The sequence below is a fragment of the Pseudomonas trutticola BRTCR10 genome, assembly GCF_056155105.1.
The window spans coordinates 5,367,394-5,384,815 of the sequence record NZ_CM149552.1; the positions used below are offsets into that span (position 1 = coordinate 5,367,394).

Here is a 17,422-nt window from a genome sequence, read left to right on the forward strand (position 1 = left end):
TTACTAGCACCATAATGAAACCAAGCTGACGCTAGCTTGCAACTTAAGATCAGCCACATGAAAAATATCAAAACATGCAAACTATGCAAAAAAGACAAAGAACTTTGTGCCTCCCACATCATACCCAAGGGCTTACTTAAGATATCCAAAGGAAATAATTCCCAGCTTATTGCCTTACACAACACAAAAATCAGTCCCGCCGTTTACGACAATGTAAACTGGACCGAGGACTTACTGTGCTCGGAATGTGAGAGCCATATCAACCTTAAATTCGAAACCACACAGATAGCCATCTTAAAAAGAAAAAAAATTAACCACGCGACACGATTAACCATTACTGAATTCAACTCTGAGAAATTTTATTTATTTTGGCTAAGTATATTTTGGCGCGCATCAACATCTTCACTACCAATATTCGACGCCGTCGAGTTACCATCAGAACTTGAAGAAATAATACGAAGCTCCCTTTTCGAGGGTTCGCTAGGCCGGCATACTGATGCTCTTCCAGAGTTACTACAGATCGGAGTATCTAGGTGGTTTTGGGCAGAAAACGACACAAGAGGCGTAATAACAAGCTTTAAGAAATTCACACACAACAACTCGATATGCTTCGTATTCTTAGTTAGCGGCCTGGCTATCATTTATCAGATATCAGGCAAACCTTGCGAGCCTTTACCTGAAGGGTTCAGCGTCGTAAGAAAAACGTTTTCATTCAGAATGAATAAATTATTTATTGGTCAATCGCCTATTCTCGATGAAATCATCGCCGCTGCTCAAGAAGCTGCCAAGCGCAACACAAACTTTTTAGATTGACTGAAATCCACGAGGAATACTCCCTCCAAATATTCAATAAATCGGGCCTGAAATTTCGCCAATTCGCAGTTTGGTCGGCCCATCTGCTGCTACACAGTCAACCATAGACAGATGCGGTCATGGGCAGAATTAAAAGGAAATGAACCACCGTTCATTTCCACTCCCACATCTAGCGTTAGGCCCTGTAACTCTCCACGACTACAGGATACGCTCGATGACTGCCGCAAGCCTTCGACCCATCGTTCCACTTTCACCTTCCGCCACTGATTTACTCACCCCCGATCAAGTGGCTGCCACTCTTGGCCTGTCGCATCGCACGCTCGCCGCCTGGCGCAGTTCGCGCCGTAATCCGCTGCCGTATGTAAAAGTCGGAAGCCGCGTGCGATATCGGCCTAAGGATGTGTCGACGTGGCTCGAAAGCCGCACGCACAGCGCTGCCGCAACTGCGAGGAACGAGAAATGAAAACCTCTCGCCTCCACTCCTCTGCAAACGACTCTACGCCAATCGACCCGTCGCTGACGCTCATCCGCATCGCCGAGGTCATGGCCATCGTCGGACTTGCGCGCCCCACCATCTACAAGCTGATGAATGAGCCAGAAAGCGGTTTTCCTAAAACCGTAAAACTCACGAACAGCAACGCTCGCGGCGCTCCAGTGGCCTGGGTTTTGTCGGAAGTTCAAGCGTGGGCACGTGGTCGCATTGAAGCACGTGATGAGGTGGCCGCATGAGCCGCTCAATTGCCAATCAAGCCTTGATGCATCCCTTTTCAGTGCTGCGCCGCATCGGCTTTTCAGCCGCCACGATGCAGCGCCTCGAGCGCTATCGCGGCCGACAAGACAGACAGGGGCGCGTGGTCAGCGTACTGAGCTGGGCCGACGGTACATGGTGCGCCCTCGCGCTTCGTTGCGAAAAATTTGGTGCGGTGATCGTTGATGAAAACCAGCAAACGGAAGCCTACGAAGACGCCCGCTCCATGATCGATGACGGCTTCCTCCCCCTGCTCAACCTGCGTTGGGAAGCCCACGCCTGAAACGAAAACGCCCCCGGCGGCAACCGGGGGCGTTTGAGGTCAATCTGTATGCCCGATCAATTTATGTCGCATCAAAATAATGCGCAAGGCTTCGTGCCGGTTGCGCTTGTAAAAACACGGAGTTATCCTGCCGCAGTCGTTGCAAATTCAACGACCGGGCGTAGGAACCCGAGAATTAGTAGGCGCATCAGCGCCCAGATCACAACTGCCGGCGTTTTTTTTCGCCCGCAGTATCGTGTTATGGCGGCTGTGTGTGGGCAGGCTTCGGCCTGGCCGGGTGCCTACTATCCCGGTATTCCTACCCCGCGCACAGCTGCCACCCAATCCCGTAGGAAGGACGGTGGCGGCTCCAGTCAGAAAGTAGGAGCCTCACCCATGCACGCCCTCATTCCATCCAAAAATCGCGCCGCTGCACACCGTGCAATGGCTCTCGCCGCTCTACACGCCAACTCCAGTCTTGCTACACGTCTTGCCCGCTACAACGCACATATGGCCAAAGCTCGCGCGCTCGAAGCCGCAGGCGGTGTCCAATGAACAACGCCCTGAGTTTTGCCCTGCCCGAAGACATTCTCAGCGTCAGCCAGCGCGCCGGGACCGGTGTACCGATTGACGCCATAGCCTGCGCAATTGAGCGCGCGGACTCGGTGCTGACGTTGCTCGAAGACCACTTTGAAGGTGAGTCGCGCCTCTCCAACCGTGTTATTGCCGCCGTCATTTGGGACGTTCGCGGCACCCTCGGTTTGATCAAAACCCTCGCTCTGCACGGTGATACCACTTCCGTTCCAGCGGAGCAGGAAGGCGGTGCGTTATGAACGCGTTGACCACGATCGGCCGCACGGATTTTTCGCCTGCTAATGCCAGCGGCTTGAAGTTATTTCGCGTCAACGCAGGCATCCCCATCGAAGATGCTCTGGAGCTAGCCTCTCAGTTGCAAGACCACGTAAATCTGCTCAACCGCGACGCCGCCATGAGCGACCAAGACGAACGGTTTAGTTGGCCTGCTCTGTATTTAGGTGAAATGGCAAAAGCGCTGCTTGATGACGTGGCTGACACCCTGTTCTCGCCGAGGGCCGACACATGAGCCAGCACCAGAGCAGCAAAGCGAAACGTCCGAGCTTCGCCGACGTAAAAGCCGCATCGCTGAAGGACATTGAACGTGTCCTAGCGCACTGGCTGCCCAACGAAAAGCGTGTCGACGGCGGCAAGGAATACACCGCCCCCAATCCGACTCGCACCGATAAGCGCGCCGGCTCGCTCAAGGTCAATTTGAACAAAGGCACGTGGGCTGACTTCGCCACTGGCGACAAGGGCGGAGACCTTATCGACTTGGTGCGCTACTTGGACGGCGGCACAGATATCGAGGCGTGCGTGAAGCTCACCGAACTGCTGAGCGTGAGCGTCGGTGCGGCGCGGTCGGCTGCCGCTCAAGGTAAAACCAAAGCGCCAACATGGACCGCCATACAGCCGATCCCGGCCGAAGCGATGCAACGTTGCCCGGTCCGCCATCGAGATCACGGTGCTCCGTCGAAAGTCTGGATATACCGTGACGCTAGCGGTCAGCCACTCATGGCGCTTTACCGCTTTGATCTCGGTCCAGATGAAGACGGCAAGCCTAAAAAAGTCTTCGCTCCACTGACTTGGTGCCAGCGCTCCAACAGCGAAACCACGCAATGGCGATGGCAGGGATTGCCTGACCCGCGTCCGCTCCTGCGCTTGGAAGAATTGGCACTGCGCGATTCAGCACCTGTCGTGTTGTGCGAGGGCGAAAAAGCCGCCGATGCGGCAAGCGAATTGATGCCGGACTTCGTGGCCATGTGCTGGCCCAACGGGTCTAACTCTTGGCACAAGGCCGACCTGACACCACTCAAAGGGCGCTCGGTTGTGCTTTGGCCAGACAACGACAGCAGCGGCAAGTCGTGTATGGAAGAAGTCGCCAAAAAGCTGCACGAAATCGGCGCCGAATCGGTCCGGTTCGTCGCGCTCAATGTGTTCAAACGCAAGCCCACTTTGAAGGACGATCAAGCAGCCTTCGCCAAAGGTGGCAAGTGGGACGACGGGGACGATGCCGCCGACGCACTCAGTAAAGGTTGGACGGCAGCACACGTCGCCGAGCTGGCGCGCAGCGGTGAGCTTTTAGTTCCTCTCCCACACGAGCAAGCTGACGAACCCGCAGAGCCAAAAGCAGCAGCCAAACAACTGGCAAAATCGAAAACTGATTTGCTGCCCGGTGGTTTTCGATTGGCCCCTGAAGGAGTGTTCTATACCGGCGATGATGGTGAGTCGCGGCCTGTTTGTTCCTCCTTGGAGATTCTCGCTCGTACCCGCGATGACAAGGGTCACAACTGGGGTTTGCTGGTTGAATTCGATGATCCAGACGGCGCTAAAAAGCGTTGGAACATTCCCGCTCGCAACATGACCGGCGACTTCGGCAAAGACGTATTGGGGCCGCTGGTGGATATGGGATTGCGCTTGCCTGGTACGCGCTCCGGCCGCAATGCCCGCAACGATCTTCAGAGCTACCTGCAAGGTTTCGATAGCAACGAACGGGCGCGCTTGGTCACTCGCCTTGGATGGCATGGACCTGCATACCTGCTACCCGATCAGCAGATCGGCAATAGCCATGAGCATCTATTTTTTTGTGATGCTGGGGCGCAGCTTCCTCCCATCAGCGAGGCCGGCACACTGAAGCAATGGCAACAGCAAATCGGCGCACTTTGCGTAGGCAATCACCGCTTAGCGTTTGTCGTCAGCGCGGCTTTTGCTGGGCCGCTGCTGCACTTGCTGGGTCATGAATCAGGTGGCTTCCATCTGTATGGCGACAGCTCCGGCGGCAAGACGACTCACCTACAAGTTGCCGCGTCGGTGTACGGCGGGCCGAGATTGGTCCGGTCGTGGCGCTCCACCGACAACGCGTTGGAGTCGATTGCCGCCGCGCATTCGGACGGCGTCTTGGTACTCGACGAAATCGGTATGTGTGATCCGCGCATCATCGGTGAAACGGTGTACATGCTCGGCAACGGCACGGGCAAAGCTCGCGCCAATGATCGAGGGCTAGCGGGCCGTCAGGTGCAAGAGTGGCGTTTGCTGTTTCTTTCGACCGGCGAAAAGACACTTGCACAGCACATGGCCGATGCAAACAAGGAGCTAAAGGCGGGGATGGAAATCCGCATGCTCGCCGTGCCTGCAGATGCGAGCAAAGGGCTGGGCATGTTCGACGTGCTGAACGGATTCGAAGACGCCGCCGCCCTGTCGGACGCGCTCAAAGCCCGCGTAGGCAAATACTACGGTACGCCGCTTACCGCGTTCCTTTCGGCACTGTGCAAGCCCGGTGAAATGCTCGGCTGGACAGCCATGCTGCGGCGCACGGTGGAGCGCTTTATCGCCAAAGCTCTTCCTGCATCCGCCAGCGGTCAGGCGCATCGAGCCGCTGCTCGCTTCGGTCTCGCCGCTGCAGCTGGTGAACTGGCGACGGCACTTGGCGTTACTGGCTGGCCGGAAGGTGCTGCGACCACAGCGGCGCAGGTTTGCCTCAATGCTTGGCTCGAAGAGCGCGGCGGTGCCGGGAACATGGAAGGCGACGCCATTGTGAGTCGATTGCAGCAAGTGATCGAGCGATTCGGTGAAAGCCGTTTCACACGCTGGGACGGTCTTGCCGCCAAAACCGACGATCACGCACCACGGACGACCGACCGCCTCGGCTTCCGGCGCACAGTTGAACACGGCATGGGCGATGGGGTTTACACGTTAGTCACCTACTACTTCCTGCCCACTGCGTGGAGGGCCGAAGTGTTCAAAGGCATGAGCCTCACCTTGGTCAATCGGGAACTGATCGAGCGCGGGATTTTGGAAGCCAGCGCGGAAGGTCGGGCTGCGCAATCGGTGCGGCTCCCTGGGCTCGCAAAAACGAGAGCGTACGTGGTTCACGCCAACGCCCTCCTCTCCTCTGAAACCGAAGCCGCGTGAAGTATTGGCGGATCGAGGAGAGCTGCCGGCCGCTTCGGGTCTGGCCCGCCCGGAATAATGCGTACAAACACTACAAATTTTGAAATGGAAGAATTCTAATGAGCGAACTTCAAAAGCAACTCAAGCACCATCAAGCGGAACTGGAACGTCTCAAAAAGGCGCTACCGAATCTTAGCGCGGCGGCAAAGGAGGCCAAACGCTTCCACGCAAACAACCGCATCAATAGAGCGCCTTATCCTCGCGAAATCACTGATGCGTTTGATAACGCTAAATCTGCTATCGAGGGTCACGCTTCGGAGATCAAGCGTATTCAAAGGCTGATCGACTGGGAAGATGGCACCCGGTTCGCGAGCGCCAACATCAAAAAGGCTCAGAAAGGAATCAGTCAGGTACAGAGCGACCTGCAAAAGCTGCAGGACAAACGCCTAAAACTGTCGACCAAACTGCAAAAGCTTGAGGATGAGAAACGAGCCGAAGTCGAGAAGGCCCAATATGCGGAGAAACAAGCCGCGGCGAGTTATGCGGTAGCTCTCAGTGATGGAGACGATGCAGATGAGCAGCATGCGGAGAAGGTGCTGCGTCTCGCCTCCGAAGCACTGGCAACGGTGACACGTGGCAAGCGAGGATTGGCAGCGACCGCGCAAGCCTTGAAAAACGAAGTAGAGAAGCTCGATGTGGAAATCATAGAGATCAGAGAGGTTTTGAAAGATCTTCGTCAGCGGCAGCTACGCGTAGCGCGGATCATGTGGGCTGACCGCATGGACAAGGCCGCTCAGGAATTTGCCGCTGTCGCAGCACACTTGGAAGCCACCGAGAAAGCCTTGGGATGGAGAAGCTCGTTGAGTGAGCTCTATGTGCCTTTACAAACCCCGTATGGGGCTTCGTGCATCAGCGAGAAGACGATCCGAGATAAAGCACATGCGCTGTCCATGGAGCAGTTGCTAGCCGCCTGACTCACCGCATCGCCGATACCTACGGCGATGCTTTCCACCCATAACCGGATCACCAAATCGCGGAACACCAAACGTGTTCCGTATAACTGGTGTTCCGGTTATTTGTATTTGGTGTTCCACCTCTGGAAGCCCCTAATTACTTGGCCTCTAGCGTTTCTGGAACACATGGAACACATGGAACACCGCGTTTTCACTACCTACGAATTAGCCTCCCCTCGCCCCTATTCACGGTGTGAACCTTCAGCACGAGCGGACGCGACGGATCGCTCCAGATCCACCGATCTACTGTGTCTGACTCCTCCCAGGCGAAGGAGTCGGAGCGGCAGATTTTACGGGTCCTCCCTAAGGGGGGCCCCCTACACGGGTTATCAGACTCGCAGCTTTCCTCTAGCTGAGACTTTCGTAGAGATGTCCGTCTTTATAAAGGAGTTACTGCCACGCTGGCATGACGTGTACCAAATCACTCAAAACGCTGCTCGCGTGTTAAATCTTGACTAGCCTCTTTTTCTCGCTGAGCCTTAATGAACTTCCCAGCAAGAATATTTTTCTCTTCCACTACAACACGCACTTCTACCATTGGAAAATCTAAAAGCGCTGAAAAAGCTTTCGCCCTCAACTCTAAAATATCAGCCAATGAATTCGTCCATGAGTCAGGGCTAATCTTTTCAAAGAACACTTCTATAATGTCGGTTTTATTAGCAGCTGCTGCCAATACCGCTAGCGCATGCTCGCTAATTAAAAATCCTTTTGGAGGATCAATATTTTGGAGACTATCAGCAACTGGCAAATACACAGTTAACGCAGAAGCGATAAACTGAAGTTTTTGTTCATCCTTCTCACACCAATCAATTAGCCGATGGACAGGCACAGAATTTAACGGAGAAGCCTCTCTAGAAACCCTATCTTTAAAAAAAACATGAACCGCTTGTTCAACAGGCTTATCTTTTCGAAAAATTCTATCCAGCAACAATTCTGGAAAATTTTTAACAACAGCTTCGATTATATTTAAAATTTCAAAATTATATAAACGATACGACATCAGCCCCTCGTATAGCACATCTATGATCTCGACAACTTTAGTAGTTATCACAGAGGCTGAAAGACAAACAGCCAACACTAAATCGATGCTATGACTGGGGAGGCCTTTAATTTCATTTCGATGCATCGTCAAAAGAACATGGAGTGAGTTGGTCCCTATAGATACCAACTCATCTGACGGAGAATAGCTATTACCTTTCTCAGCAAAAAACCTCATACCTAAGATATCCAGCGAAGTCAGAACACCGCAATCCAACCTATTTATGGATGTTAATATGCAACATAAATCAGAGTCGGAAATATTGCTGTGAGCTTGGCCATGTCCAAGCTGTCGAAAGCGCCACGCATCTACCTCTTTACTGTCAGCTAATAAAATAAGCTTTTGGATGCCCCAATCATCTATAGGGCTGGCGCACAGCAAAAATATGAAATAAGGAGAAAGCTCAGGTGCCTCAAGAACGCATTGCAGAATGAAGCGAGCACATTCAGTATCTGCGGTGTACACCTCATTAATAAAGCCTGCGAATAACCCTGGCTCTATAGTTTCCTGCTTTTGGTCTCTCATCAATTGCAGAAGATACTCAAACATTCCATACGGCTCACTACTCCCTCGCGCAAGCCCTTTACCAAACAACCGAAGTGAATCGATTTGTTTACTCCACAACTTATCTCCGATTGATTCGAGTAGCCTGTAGTCCGACGCAGCGCGGACACCTAATAAAATAACCCTCTCATGAATCGCATCCACTTGCGCGGTATAATTATCTGAAAAACTTTCCGACTGATCCCAAGTATTGGTTAGTGCATAAGCCTCAATCTCAGCATTAACCCCCATGGGAGCCGTCAATTTTTCCAGCGCTTCCAAGCGAAGTAAAAGCTCACCGCCAAAATTTTTACCACGAAACTTAATGGTCCGTTGTATGGATCTCCAAATTTCAGTCCACTTTCCTTCAGCGCCATACTTTTTAATCACTTCCTCCAATTCTTCAATGCATCCCGCGAAGGTCCACAACCCCATAAAATGCCTTGCAATTAGAGTTTTCGCGAGTGACTGTGTTTTTTTATCTGTAGATTCCAGACAAGCGTGAAGTTGCTTGATAAACCCTCTATACCAAGCCAGGCCTTCACTCTTATTTGCTGGGACCCAACCATATGTTCTAGTCCTCGCACCAAAATTAAAACTAGCTGAAGATGACCAATTAGAAACTTGAAAAGCAGAGTCAAATAACTTTTCTGCAATTTCCTGATGACGACCATTACTCGAAACTATTAGCTGCCCAGCAACTTTCTGCCGTAACGAAGGTGGCGCATTAGTTCCTGACAAATAAAGAGAAAACAACTGATCAAGCCTACCAACAATACTATTATTATTCTCATCAACCTTCTCAGACTCAGCAAACTTCAATATAACCTGCACAGCTCTATCAAACAAACTTTCATCATAAGCAATTTTACATAACAAATTCACAAACCGATTGAAAGACTTATTATCTCTAGATGCAAACCCCTTCTCATTCGACGCCAAATCAATTGCATTAAGAACCACAACAGGAAATACCGGAGCTACATATTCCAAAGCCTGCAACTGTTCATCGTTACAAGTTGCTACATCCTGCAAAGGCCCTCCAAGCCTAACCCAAGAGCCCGCCAAATCATAAGCAAGGTCTATATCGTGCAAATAACCAATTCTGTGCGCACACGACACTAATAGCCGTGAATTCTCAGGTTTAAACAACTCAGAATTTATCTCATCTACTGAAATATTCTCCAAAGCTCGCTTTGCCAACCGATTGGCAAGAGCATGTGGAAGCACGGCACGCCAATTTCCGCGTTTTTGTGACAGTTGTCGCCTCAACAACTCTGCGTGAGATTTATATAGCTCGCGTCGACTAGCCCCACCAATTAAAGCCAAAACCTCCAGCTCGTTATTCAATAACGCCGAGTCCACATTGAATGAATATACAAGCGATAAAATCGCAGCATGCTCCATTAAATTTTCACTGCTTTCCTTTCGCTGGGTAAATAAACGATAAAACAGCTCCTCATCGGTAAAATTTGAAAGTGTTTCACCTGCCTTTACCCGGTCAGCCAACGCTAATGCAATACGGGCGTTACCTCCGGCAAACTCTGATATCTTATCGGCATTAGGCGGCCCCAGATTTGGAAATCGTTTCTGCACCAACTTTGAAACGTTTCCCTCACTAGATGGCTCCATATGGAACACCATAGTTTCTTCTGGATGATCATCAGAAATATCATACTCAATAGTTAATAAACTTAGTTTTACACCGCCTTTAAAAATCAGCTTCTGCAACCTTCGATGAACATCAGGAGGACAATTATCTAGCACAACATAGGCGCAAAAATTATTAGCAATCAGATAGGAAACCAACTCTGAGGCAGAAGGAGAGATCTCATCACCCAAATCTGCATAGATCACATCGGTCGAAGGAATCACATCTTTGCCAACACTTGACTCAAATAGTGCCTGAGCAAAACGTGTTTTCCCTACTCCCGACAGGCCAGTAATACGTACTACGCTCCCAGCGGCGCGAAGCTGCTTACGTACCAAATTTATCCCATCTAGTAATGACACAGGGTCCGCCATACCAGAACTTTTATCCAGAATGCAGGGGTGTTCATCCTGTAGGAAATCATCAGAGCCAGCAGGAGCGGACGTCCATCGGCCAAATGGAAGCCAACCTGATAATTGTTTACCTAATTTTGATCGAACCCATAAACCAACGCCAGGATGTTGCCGTAGCCAAACGGCTAAGCGATCCCTACCGTAAAAATCGACGACTAGATTATTTTTATCCTTTAAATCAACAAGTGCTGCCTTCATGCTTGCTACACGTTCAGAAAGCATTTTATCGGTGCAGTCATCTTTCCCACTTACAATTATGTAAGCGCCATTCTTGCCTGCCAAGCTCCTAATAACTTCCTTTGGCTGCCCTTTGTATAGCATTTCCTTCTTACATGCAGCTTTGCCCATGCTGTTTTTCTTTACTTGAAATCCTGTATTATCTCGAACTACAAAACCCGGCTTCGTGAGACTTCCTGCCCCCCTGACATATACATCCAATCCACCATCCGGAGCCTCTTGAGCGCCTCCCCAAAATACACAGGAGGGCTGTATTTCTTGTCGAGACAACTCTGCTTCACACAATCTCGCCACCAACTCTCTTAGATCGCCGTCGGTAAGATCAGATATATCAGCCGGGTCGAGCTCAAAAAACTTCATGAAAGCACTCTTTTAAAGATTATTTTCGGACCCACTGCCCATGCATCCTGCGCGTGGACCAGTTTACGGCTACATTCAGCTTTTTAAGCACTCTTATAGGCTCAATTGATAGCTTTAATAAAAGTAGACTAATAATTGGAATCGACCATCATGATTTCATTACTTTGTTCCAATCAATATCGTATCCGGCTTCTTGAAGTTCCCGGCCCAACGCCTGCTTCCAATTGCCCTCCATCGATTCATAAACCACTCCAGCGTAATCAGTCGGAATTTCCAATGTCCCTCGCTTGAGCGCGCAGACTTTCCCTCGCCCAAGTCGACCAATGAAATAACCGAGCTCTAGGATCACATTTTGCCGAGCACGTGGCCCAGGTGTTCCCCCACGAACGCAGCCCTCATCATCAGGAGTGAGCAGCACCACAGCAAATCCAACATCACCGTATGCCTCTACTTTCTCGATGACGGTTCGTCCCTGGTTTGCTTGCTCATGCAAAATGACGGCTTCAAAACCAATTCTTTCGAGAAAACGAGCAACCATTTCGCGTGAACCATCATCATGGCCATGAACCACGAACACGCGACGCGAGAGCGCTTCAGAAACGGCCAATGTGGAAGTAGTGCCGTGGGATTCGAGCTCAAAGTCTGCGAGATCCTCTCTCAACGTCCGCAGGGCTTGATTTAGGAGAGCGATAGCTGTCTTGATGTGCTTCTCGATCGGCCCAATGTAATCGGGCGAGACGTCACCCGCCCAGAACCTTGGGTAGTACGTGAGTTGAGCAGCACCTTGAAAATGGTTGTAGGTGGATGTGTTTTCGCCAAAGCATCGTGCCAAGGTGTCCTTGATGGCTATCTCTAGACCTTCAAGCTCGGGCGTATTACCGCGACGAACTGTGTTCACCTCAAATGCTTCAAGCTCAGAAATTCGATCTTGGAGTCGATCGATTCCTCGCTCAATATTTTGACGGGACGGTTGAGGCTTTACAGCGGTTGGCATCGCTGGGGGCTTAGCTCGAGCCATCGAGGACATACTCCTTTAAGTGGTGAAGGCATTATTCCATAATGGGAAATGTGCCAGCATCCATCAGGCTGTATCCCTGCATGTATCCCTGACCATAAAACCTTGCTGCAAGCCACGGTTTATATGGTGCCCTACAGTCTCCCTCGGGCACCAAAATTAAGAAAGGTCTTGCTTAGCAAGGCCTTTTTTTTCGCCTGCAATAAAGCTCTGACTTGTGTAGGAGCTGCCGCAGGCTGCGATCTTTTGATCTTCCGCTTCTTGGCCATCAGCCCCGAAGGAACCATCCCATGGAAACGTCACTGGAAACAGTCGCCCTTTTCTCCCTCAAACTCGCTTATGAGGAAGAAGGCCTGAGCCCGATTTTGCGGGACGATATGGTCATGGGTGACTATCAGAAAGACATTTTCGAACTGCTGGTGCGCCGGGGTGATGTGCAGACCATTCAGTTCAAAATCAATGAATGCCTGGGCTTGGCGATGGATGCTTTGGGCGGTGTCGAGAAGCCGCTCGGCCGTGAGCTGCACAAATTATCCGCCGATTTGAGCCAGGCGCAGTCGTTGGAGCAGCTTGATCAGCCGCTCCTCGCGCTCAAGGGATACTTGAAAGACATTCTGTAATTGAACGCGCCACGCGCTTACAGCAAATGCCTGGAGATGTACTTCGAAATTTCCACCATCGACGTTTTCCCGGTGAACTCGAACTTCACCTTTCCCAGCGAAGAAAAATAAATCTCCAGCTCCGAGTCCAGATCGAACGTGCCCGACGTTTCCACGGAGTACGCGACGATGTTCTTGTACGGCAGTGACGTGAAATCCTTCTTGCTGCCGGTGATGCCCTGCACATTGACCGCGATGATGCGTTTGTTGGTGAACACCACGCCGTCGCGCATGGCTTTGTAGGAATCGATCACCTCTTCGCCTTCCAGCAGCAATGCCGTCACACGCTCGGCGTATTCGTCGTTCTGCTTGAGTTTGAAGAAACCTTTGTTGTTGAAGTCGATCATCTGTCCATCCTTTGGTTGAGAAAGATCCCGTCCTCATCAAAGTCCGTTACGCCGATGAAGAGCGTGGCGCGACGCTACTATTTTGTTATCTTGCCGTCCATCTTCAGCGCGGCTCATCAGCACGCGCTGTTTCAAAGTTTTTGCAGGTTAAGGAAAGGATCGAATGGAGTTTCTGTGTCTACTCGCATTTCTGGCGGCATGGGGTTTCATGTGGCGCTGGGTGGTGAAGAACCGCGGTAACTGGAATCTGTTTGTCGGCAACGTTCTCGGTGCGGGGGCGGGTTTTATTGTCGGCATTGTGGTGTTCTCCATCACGTTCTCGCTGTTCGTGCCGGAGCGCAAAACTGCGCAAAAGCAGATTCAAGAGACTGTCACTCAAAAGGTCGAGCCTGTTGCAGTGATGCCTGAAGCTGAACCTGCCCCAGAACCGGCTCCGACGCCGCCCCCCGTTACAGTCGTGCCGCCTGCACCTGCAACTGCAACTGCAACTGCAACTGCAACTGCAACTGCAACTGCAACTGCAACTGAAAACCTTCCGGCCTATGTCGCCAGCAGTCCACAGAATGAGCCTTCGCCGCCCGAGTCCGCTTTACTGCCTAACTTCGGCAAACGCCTGCCCGCTGCACTGGCCGAGAAGGACTTCAAGGATAACGTGAGCAACGACTTCGCCGTTTTGCGCCGATTGGCCGGCAGCAATCCAAATGCCGACAAATCCTTGATGGCTTTCATGATTTGCGAGCCCTTCATCAAGAGTGCCATGCGTTTTTCAGCGTCGACGGTGATCTCGAGTGCCCGGGACGCCAGCAGCCAGCGCTTCAAGGATCAGACCTACACCGTCAGCAGTACCGCCACTGCCCGCAACATGTTGGGCGACGATGTCCGCTACCATTTTGATTGTTCAGTGCAGCAACTGGACGGCAACGATGCCGGCAAGGCTGCGTGGCGACTGCTCGATCTGAAGTTGAAGAAGAGCGACTCTTAAGCCTCGTTTAAGAGATCAAGGCGTCGGCTGCGCTATCATCGCCGGCCTGTGCGCCTTGAGCTCTGACCCGGATGTCTCCAACACTTGATGACCTGAACTCCCTGCCTGCTGTTTTGGCCGGCCCACTACTGCGACGGCTGGAGCCGACACGACTGGTGATGTGGCTGGTCGGTACGCGTCCACTGTCGCTGACTTTGCGCCTGCAAGGTGTAGGAGACATCCCTCTCGATTCTGCGAAGTGCACGGTCATCCCCGTAGGCAGTCGGGCGTTCGTTCACCTCATCGATATCACTCTCGATTGCGCCCTGCCCTTCGACACCTTTATCGACTACGACTTGCTGATCGATGGCGAGAAAGGCATAGCCGATTGGGCGCCGCACCTGCTTTATGCCGATACCACCCGCCCGAACTTTGTCCTGCGCTCCCGGATAGATCAGTTGCTCCACGGCTCCTGCCGCAAACCGCATCACCCGGCGGCGGATGGTTTGCTGTGTGTCGATCAACTGCTGGCGGCGCAAACCGATCCGCAACAACGCCCGGCGCTGTTGATGATGAGTGGCGATCAGGTCTACGCCGATGACGTAGCCGGCCCGATGCTGCGGGCGATCCATGCCTTGATCGAGCGCCTCGGCCTGCTCGACGAACACCTCGAAGGTGCCGTGGTCAGCGACAGCGCGAAACTCTACGAACACCCGGCCAGTTACTACCACCGTGCGGATTTGTTACCGGCTCTGGAGAGCAACGAGACGTTGCGCGAGCGATTTTTCGGCGGTGCGCGTAAGCCGATTTTCACCAGCAGCAGCGCCGACAATCACCTGGTGACGTTTGCCGAAATCATGGCGATGTACTTGCTGGTGTGGTCACCGGTTGCGTGGACACTGATCAATCCGCAGCCTCCGCTACTGACGCCGGATCGCCTCAAGCGATATGCACTCGAACAGACCCGGATCGACGCCTTCAAGGCAGGCCTGGACAACGTCGCCCGAGCGCTGGCGCATCTGCCGAGCCTGATGATTTTCGACGATCACGACATCACCGATGACTGGAACCTTTCCGCGCAATGGGAGGAAACGGCCTACGGCCATCCTTTCTCCAAACGCATCATCGGCAACGCGCTGATTGCCTACATGCTGTGCCAGGGCTGGGGCAATAACCCGGATGCCTTCAAGGATGTACTGGAGAAAACCCGACGCCTGGCCGCCAGTGGCGATGACCATTACCTCGACAGCCCGGTGCAGGACGAACTGATCGATGACTTGCTGCGCTTTCAGAACTGGCACTTCGTGATGCCGACCAGCCCGGCGCTGGTCGTGCTTGACACGCGTACCCGACGCTGGCGCAGCGAAATGACGCTCAAGCAACCGTCGGGTCTGCTCGACTGGGAAGCCTTGAGCGAACTGCAGCAGGAGCTGCTCGATCACCCGTCGGCGATCATCGTTTCGCCCGCGCCGATTTTTGGTGTGAAGCTGATTGAAACGGTGCAAAAGGTCTTCAGCTGGTGCGGTTACCCACTGCTGGTGGATGCCGAGAACTGGATGGCCCATCGTGGCGCCGCGCAGGTGATCCTGAATATTTTCCGACACACACGTACGCCGGGTAACTACGTGGTGCTGTCCGGCGATGTGCATTATTCCTTCGTCTACGAAGTACTTATCCGACACCGCAAGGCCGGCCCACGGATCTGGCAGATCACCAGCAGCGGGATCAAGAACGAGTTTCCGAAAACCCTGCTGGAGTGGTTCGACCGTCTCAACCGCTGGCTCTACTCACCGCGCTCGCCACTGAACTGGCTGACCAAACGTCGACGTATGCGCATCGTGCCGTACACACCAGAACATGCCGAGGCAGGTGAACGACTGTGGAACTCAGCGGGGATCGGTCAGGTGTTTTTCAACGAGCAAGGCCAGCCACGCGAGATCATTCAGCACAACTCCAATGGAGCGGCGAAGACACGGATGCTGGCGCCGGATTTGTCGGAATACCCGGACTAAGACCTTGCACTGTGATTGCGGAAGCGAGCCTGCTCGCGAAAGCGATCAATCATCCAGCACAGATGCCGACTGATAGGCCGCCTTCGCGAGCAGGCTCGCTCCTACAGTGCTACTTGCAAGCCGTCAATGCGCGGTCAGTGCCCGCACCACACCTCTGACAATCATCCCCACCTCCCGCTCATCAATCGTCAGCGGCGGCAGCAGCCGTATGGTCTTGCCGCGCGTGACGTTGATCAGCAGCCCATGATCCCGCGCCGCGATCAGCGTCAGGTCACGAATCGGCTGTTTCAACTCGATGCCGATCATCAAACCCTGACCACGAATCGCCAGCACATTCGGGTTATCCGCGAGTTCTGCGCGTAACAGGCTCAACAGACGCTCACCCTGTACCCGCGCATTTTCCAACAAGCCTTGCTCATCAATGATTTCCAGCACCGTACAGCCCACCCGACAGGCCAGCGGATTACCGCCAAACGTACTGCCATGGCTGCCGGGCGTGAACAGATCCGCCGCCCTGCCCCGCGCCAGGCATGCACCGATCGGCACGCCATTGCCGAGTCCTTTGGCCAGGGTCATGACATCCGGGACAATGCCTTCATGCTGAAACGCAAACCACTCGCCCGTGCGGCCGATACCGGTCTGAATCTCGTCAAGCATCAGCAGCCACGCATGCCGGTTGCATAGTTCACGCAAGGCTTTCAGATAACCCGGCGGTGCCAGTTGCACACCACTTTCCCCCTGAATCGGTTCCACCAGAATCGCGACGATCCGCTCACCGTGTTTGCGTTGAACATGGTCCAGTGCAGCGAGATCACCGAACGGCACTTTGACGAAATCCCCCGGCAATTCGTTGAAACCCAGGCGCACCGCCGGCCCATCACTGGCGGACAACGTACCGAGTGTGCGGCCATGAAACGCGTTGGCCATCACCACCACCAGCGGCTGCTCAATGCCCTTGCGCCAGCCGTACAACCGCGCCAGCTTCAAAGCGGTTTCGTTGGCCTCGGCCCCGGAGTTGTTGAAGAACGCCTTGTCCATTCTCGACAACTCAGTCAGCCGGTTGGCCAACTGTTGCTGCCAATCGATGCTGTACAGATTGGACGTATGCAGCAGCAATCCCGCCTGTTCGCTGATCGCCGAAACGATGCGCGGGTGCGAGTGGCCGACATTGGTCACCGCCACCCCGGCGACCGCGTCCAGATACTCGCGACCGGCCTGATCCCACAGGCGCGTGCCCAAGCCTTTGGTGAAACTCAGGGCCAGTGGTTGGTAGGTGTTCATCAGCGCGGCGGTCATGACTTCAAACTCCAGTGAAGGTCGGTGTGCTCGCAGTATGGTTAGCCACCAGAACTGGATAAACTCGGTAAAACTTCAATCATTTAAAAG

15 protein-coding genes are annotated in these 17,422 nt (G+C 53.0%); 11 read left to right on the top strand and 4 right to left on the bottom strand.

From position 1 onward, the window contains the following. The first annotated feature begins 57 nt into the window (after nt 1-57). The 8 genes from ACVVH8_RS24275 (at nt 58) to ACVVH8_RS24310 (ending at nt 6,760) form a co-directional block, all read left to right on the top strand. Entirely contained in the window at nt 58-813 is a 756-nt protein-coding gene (locus ACVVH8_RS24275; RefSeq protein ID WP_475226755.1) for a hypothetical protein, read from the top strand. 214 nt (nt 814-1,027) lie between these two features. Then, the gene (locus tag ACVVH8_RS24280) at nt 1,028-1,276 is read left to right on the top strand and encodes a helix-turn-helix domain-containing protein (RefSeq protein ID WP_475226758.1); all 249 of its coding nucleotides are present in this window, start codon (nt 1,028-1,030) and stop codon (nt 1,274-1,276) included. After that, a complete protein-coding gene (locus ACVVH8_RS24285; RefSeq protein ID WP_339496054.1) occupies nt 1,273-1,542 on the top strand; it encodes a helix-turn-helix transcriptional regulator in 270 nt (89 codons plus the stop codon). Before ACVVH8_RS24280 ends, ACVVH8_RS24285 begins: the two co-directional genes overlap by 4 nt. Continuing rightward, the gene (locus ACVVH8_RS24290) at nt 1,539-1,844 is read left to right on the top strand and encodes a hypothetical protein (protein WP_475226760.1); all 306 of its coding nucleotides are present in this window, start codon (nt 1,539-1,541) and stop codon (nt 1,842-1,844) included. The genes ACVVH8_RS24285 and ACVVH8_RS24290 overlap by 4 nt, the downstream gene beginning before the upstream one ends. A 530-nt stretch (nt 1,845-2,374) precedes the next feature. Then, a complete protein-coding gene (locus tag ACVVH8_RS24295; RefSeq protein ID WP_475226762.1) occupies nt 2,375-2,656 on the top strand; it encodes a hypothetical protein in 282 nt (93 codons plus the stop codon). Further along, nucleotides 2,653-2,925 (top strand): DUF3077 domain-containing protein, encoded by a 273-nt coding sequence (locus tag ACVVH8_RS24300; protein WP_475226765.1) that lies wholly within the window; start codon nt 2,653-2,655, stop codon nt 2,923-2,925. Before ACVVH8_RS24295 ends, ACVVH8_RS24300 begins: the two co-directional genes overlap by 4 nt. Further along, entirely contained in the window at nt 2,922-5,807 is a 2,886-nt protein-coding gene (locus tag ACVVH8_RS24305; protein ID WP_475226767.1) for a DUF927 domain-containing protein, read from the top strand. The genes ACVVH8_RS24300 and ACVVH8_RS24305 overlap by 4 nt, the downstream gene beginning before the upstream one ends. Nucleotides 5,808-5,905: 98 nt before the next feature. Then, on the top strand, nt 5,906-6,760 hold the full coding sequence (locus tag ACVVH8_RS24310) for a hypothetical protein (RefSeq protein ID WP_475226769.1): 855 nt from the start codon (nt 5,906-5,908) through the stop codon (nt 6,758-6,760). Nucleotides 6,761-7,220: 460 nt separating this feature from the next. Here the strand turns inward: ACVVH8_RS24310 and ACVVH8_RS24315 are convergent, their stop codons facing one another. Beyond that, nucleotides 7,221-11,042: a hypothetical protein gene (locus ACVVH8_RS24315; RefSeq protein ID WP_475226771.1), complete on the bottom strand. Its 3,822-nt coding sequence runs from the start codon at nt 11,040-11,042 to the stop codon at nt 7,221-7,223. Nucleotides 11,043-11,190: 148 nt separating this feature from the next. Beyond that, the gene (locus tag ACVVH8_RS24320) at nt 11,191-12,060 is read right to left on the bottom strand and encodes a TIR domain-containing protein (protein ID WP_475226774.1); all 870 of its coding nucleotides are present in this window, start codon (nt 12,058-12,060) and stop codon (nt 11,191-11,193) included. A gap of 287 nt (nt 12,061-12,347) precedes the next feature. Here ACVVH8_RS24320 and ACVVH8_RS24325 point away from each other — a divergent pair, with 287 nt between their 5' ends. After that, nucleotides 12,348-12,677: a hypothetical protein gene (locus tag ACVVH8_RS24325; RefSeq protein ID WP_103304523.1), complete on the top strand. Its 330-nt coding sequence runs from the start codon at nt 12,348-12,350 to the stop codon at nt 12,675-12,677. 17 nt (nt 12,678-12,694) lie between these two features. Here the strand turns inward: ACVVH8_RS24325 and ACVVH8_RS24330 are convergent, their stop codons facing one another. After that, nucleotides 12,695-13,063, bottom strand: coding sequence for a PH domain-containing protein (locus ACVVH8_RS24330; RefSeq protein ID WP_103304522.1), 369 nt, complete (start codon nt 13,061-13,063; stop codon nt 12,695-12,697). Nucleotides 13,064-13,271: 208 nt separating this feature from the next. Here ACVVH8_RS24330 and ACVVH8_RS24335 point away from each other — a divergent pair, with 208 nt between their 5' ends. Both ACVVH8_RS24335 and ACVVH8_RS24340 read left to right on the top strand, forming a co-directional pair. Beyond that, nucleotides 13,272-14,045, top strand: coding sequence for a hypothetical protein (locus ACVVH8_RS24335; protein ID WP_475226776.1), 774 nt, complete (start codon nt 13,272-13,274; stop codon nt 14,043-14,045). A gap of 71 nt (nt 14,046-14,116) precedes the next feature. Then, nucleotides 14,117-16,036, top strand: a complete 1,920-nt coding sequence (locus ACVVH8_RS24340; RefSeq protein ID WP_475226778.1) for an alkaline phosphatase D family protein — start codon at nt 14,117-14,119, stop codon at nt 16,034-16,036. Between the two features lie 123 nt (nt 16,037-16,159). Here ACVVH8_RS24340 and ACVVH8_RS24345 read toward each other — a convergent pair whose 3' ends face one another. Then, on the bottom strand, nt 16,160-17,332 hold the full coding sequence (locus ACVVH8_RS24345; RefSeq protein ID WP_475226781.1) for an acetylornithine/succinylornithine family transaminase: 1,173 nt from the start codon (nt 17,330-17,332) through the stop codon (nt 16,160-16,162). Nucleotides 17,333-17,422 lie beyond the last annotated feature (90 nt).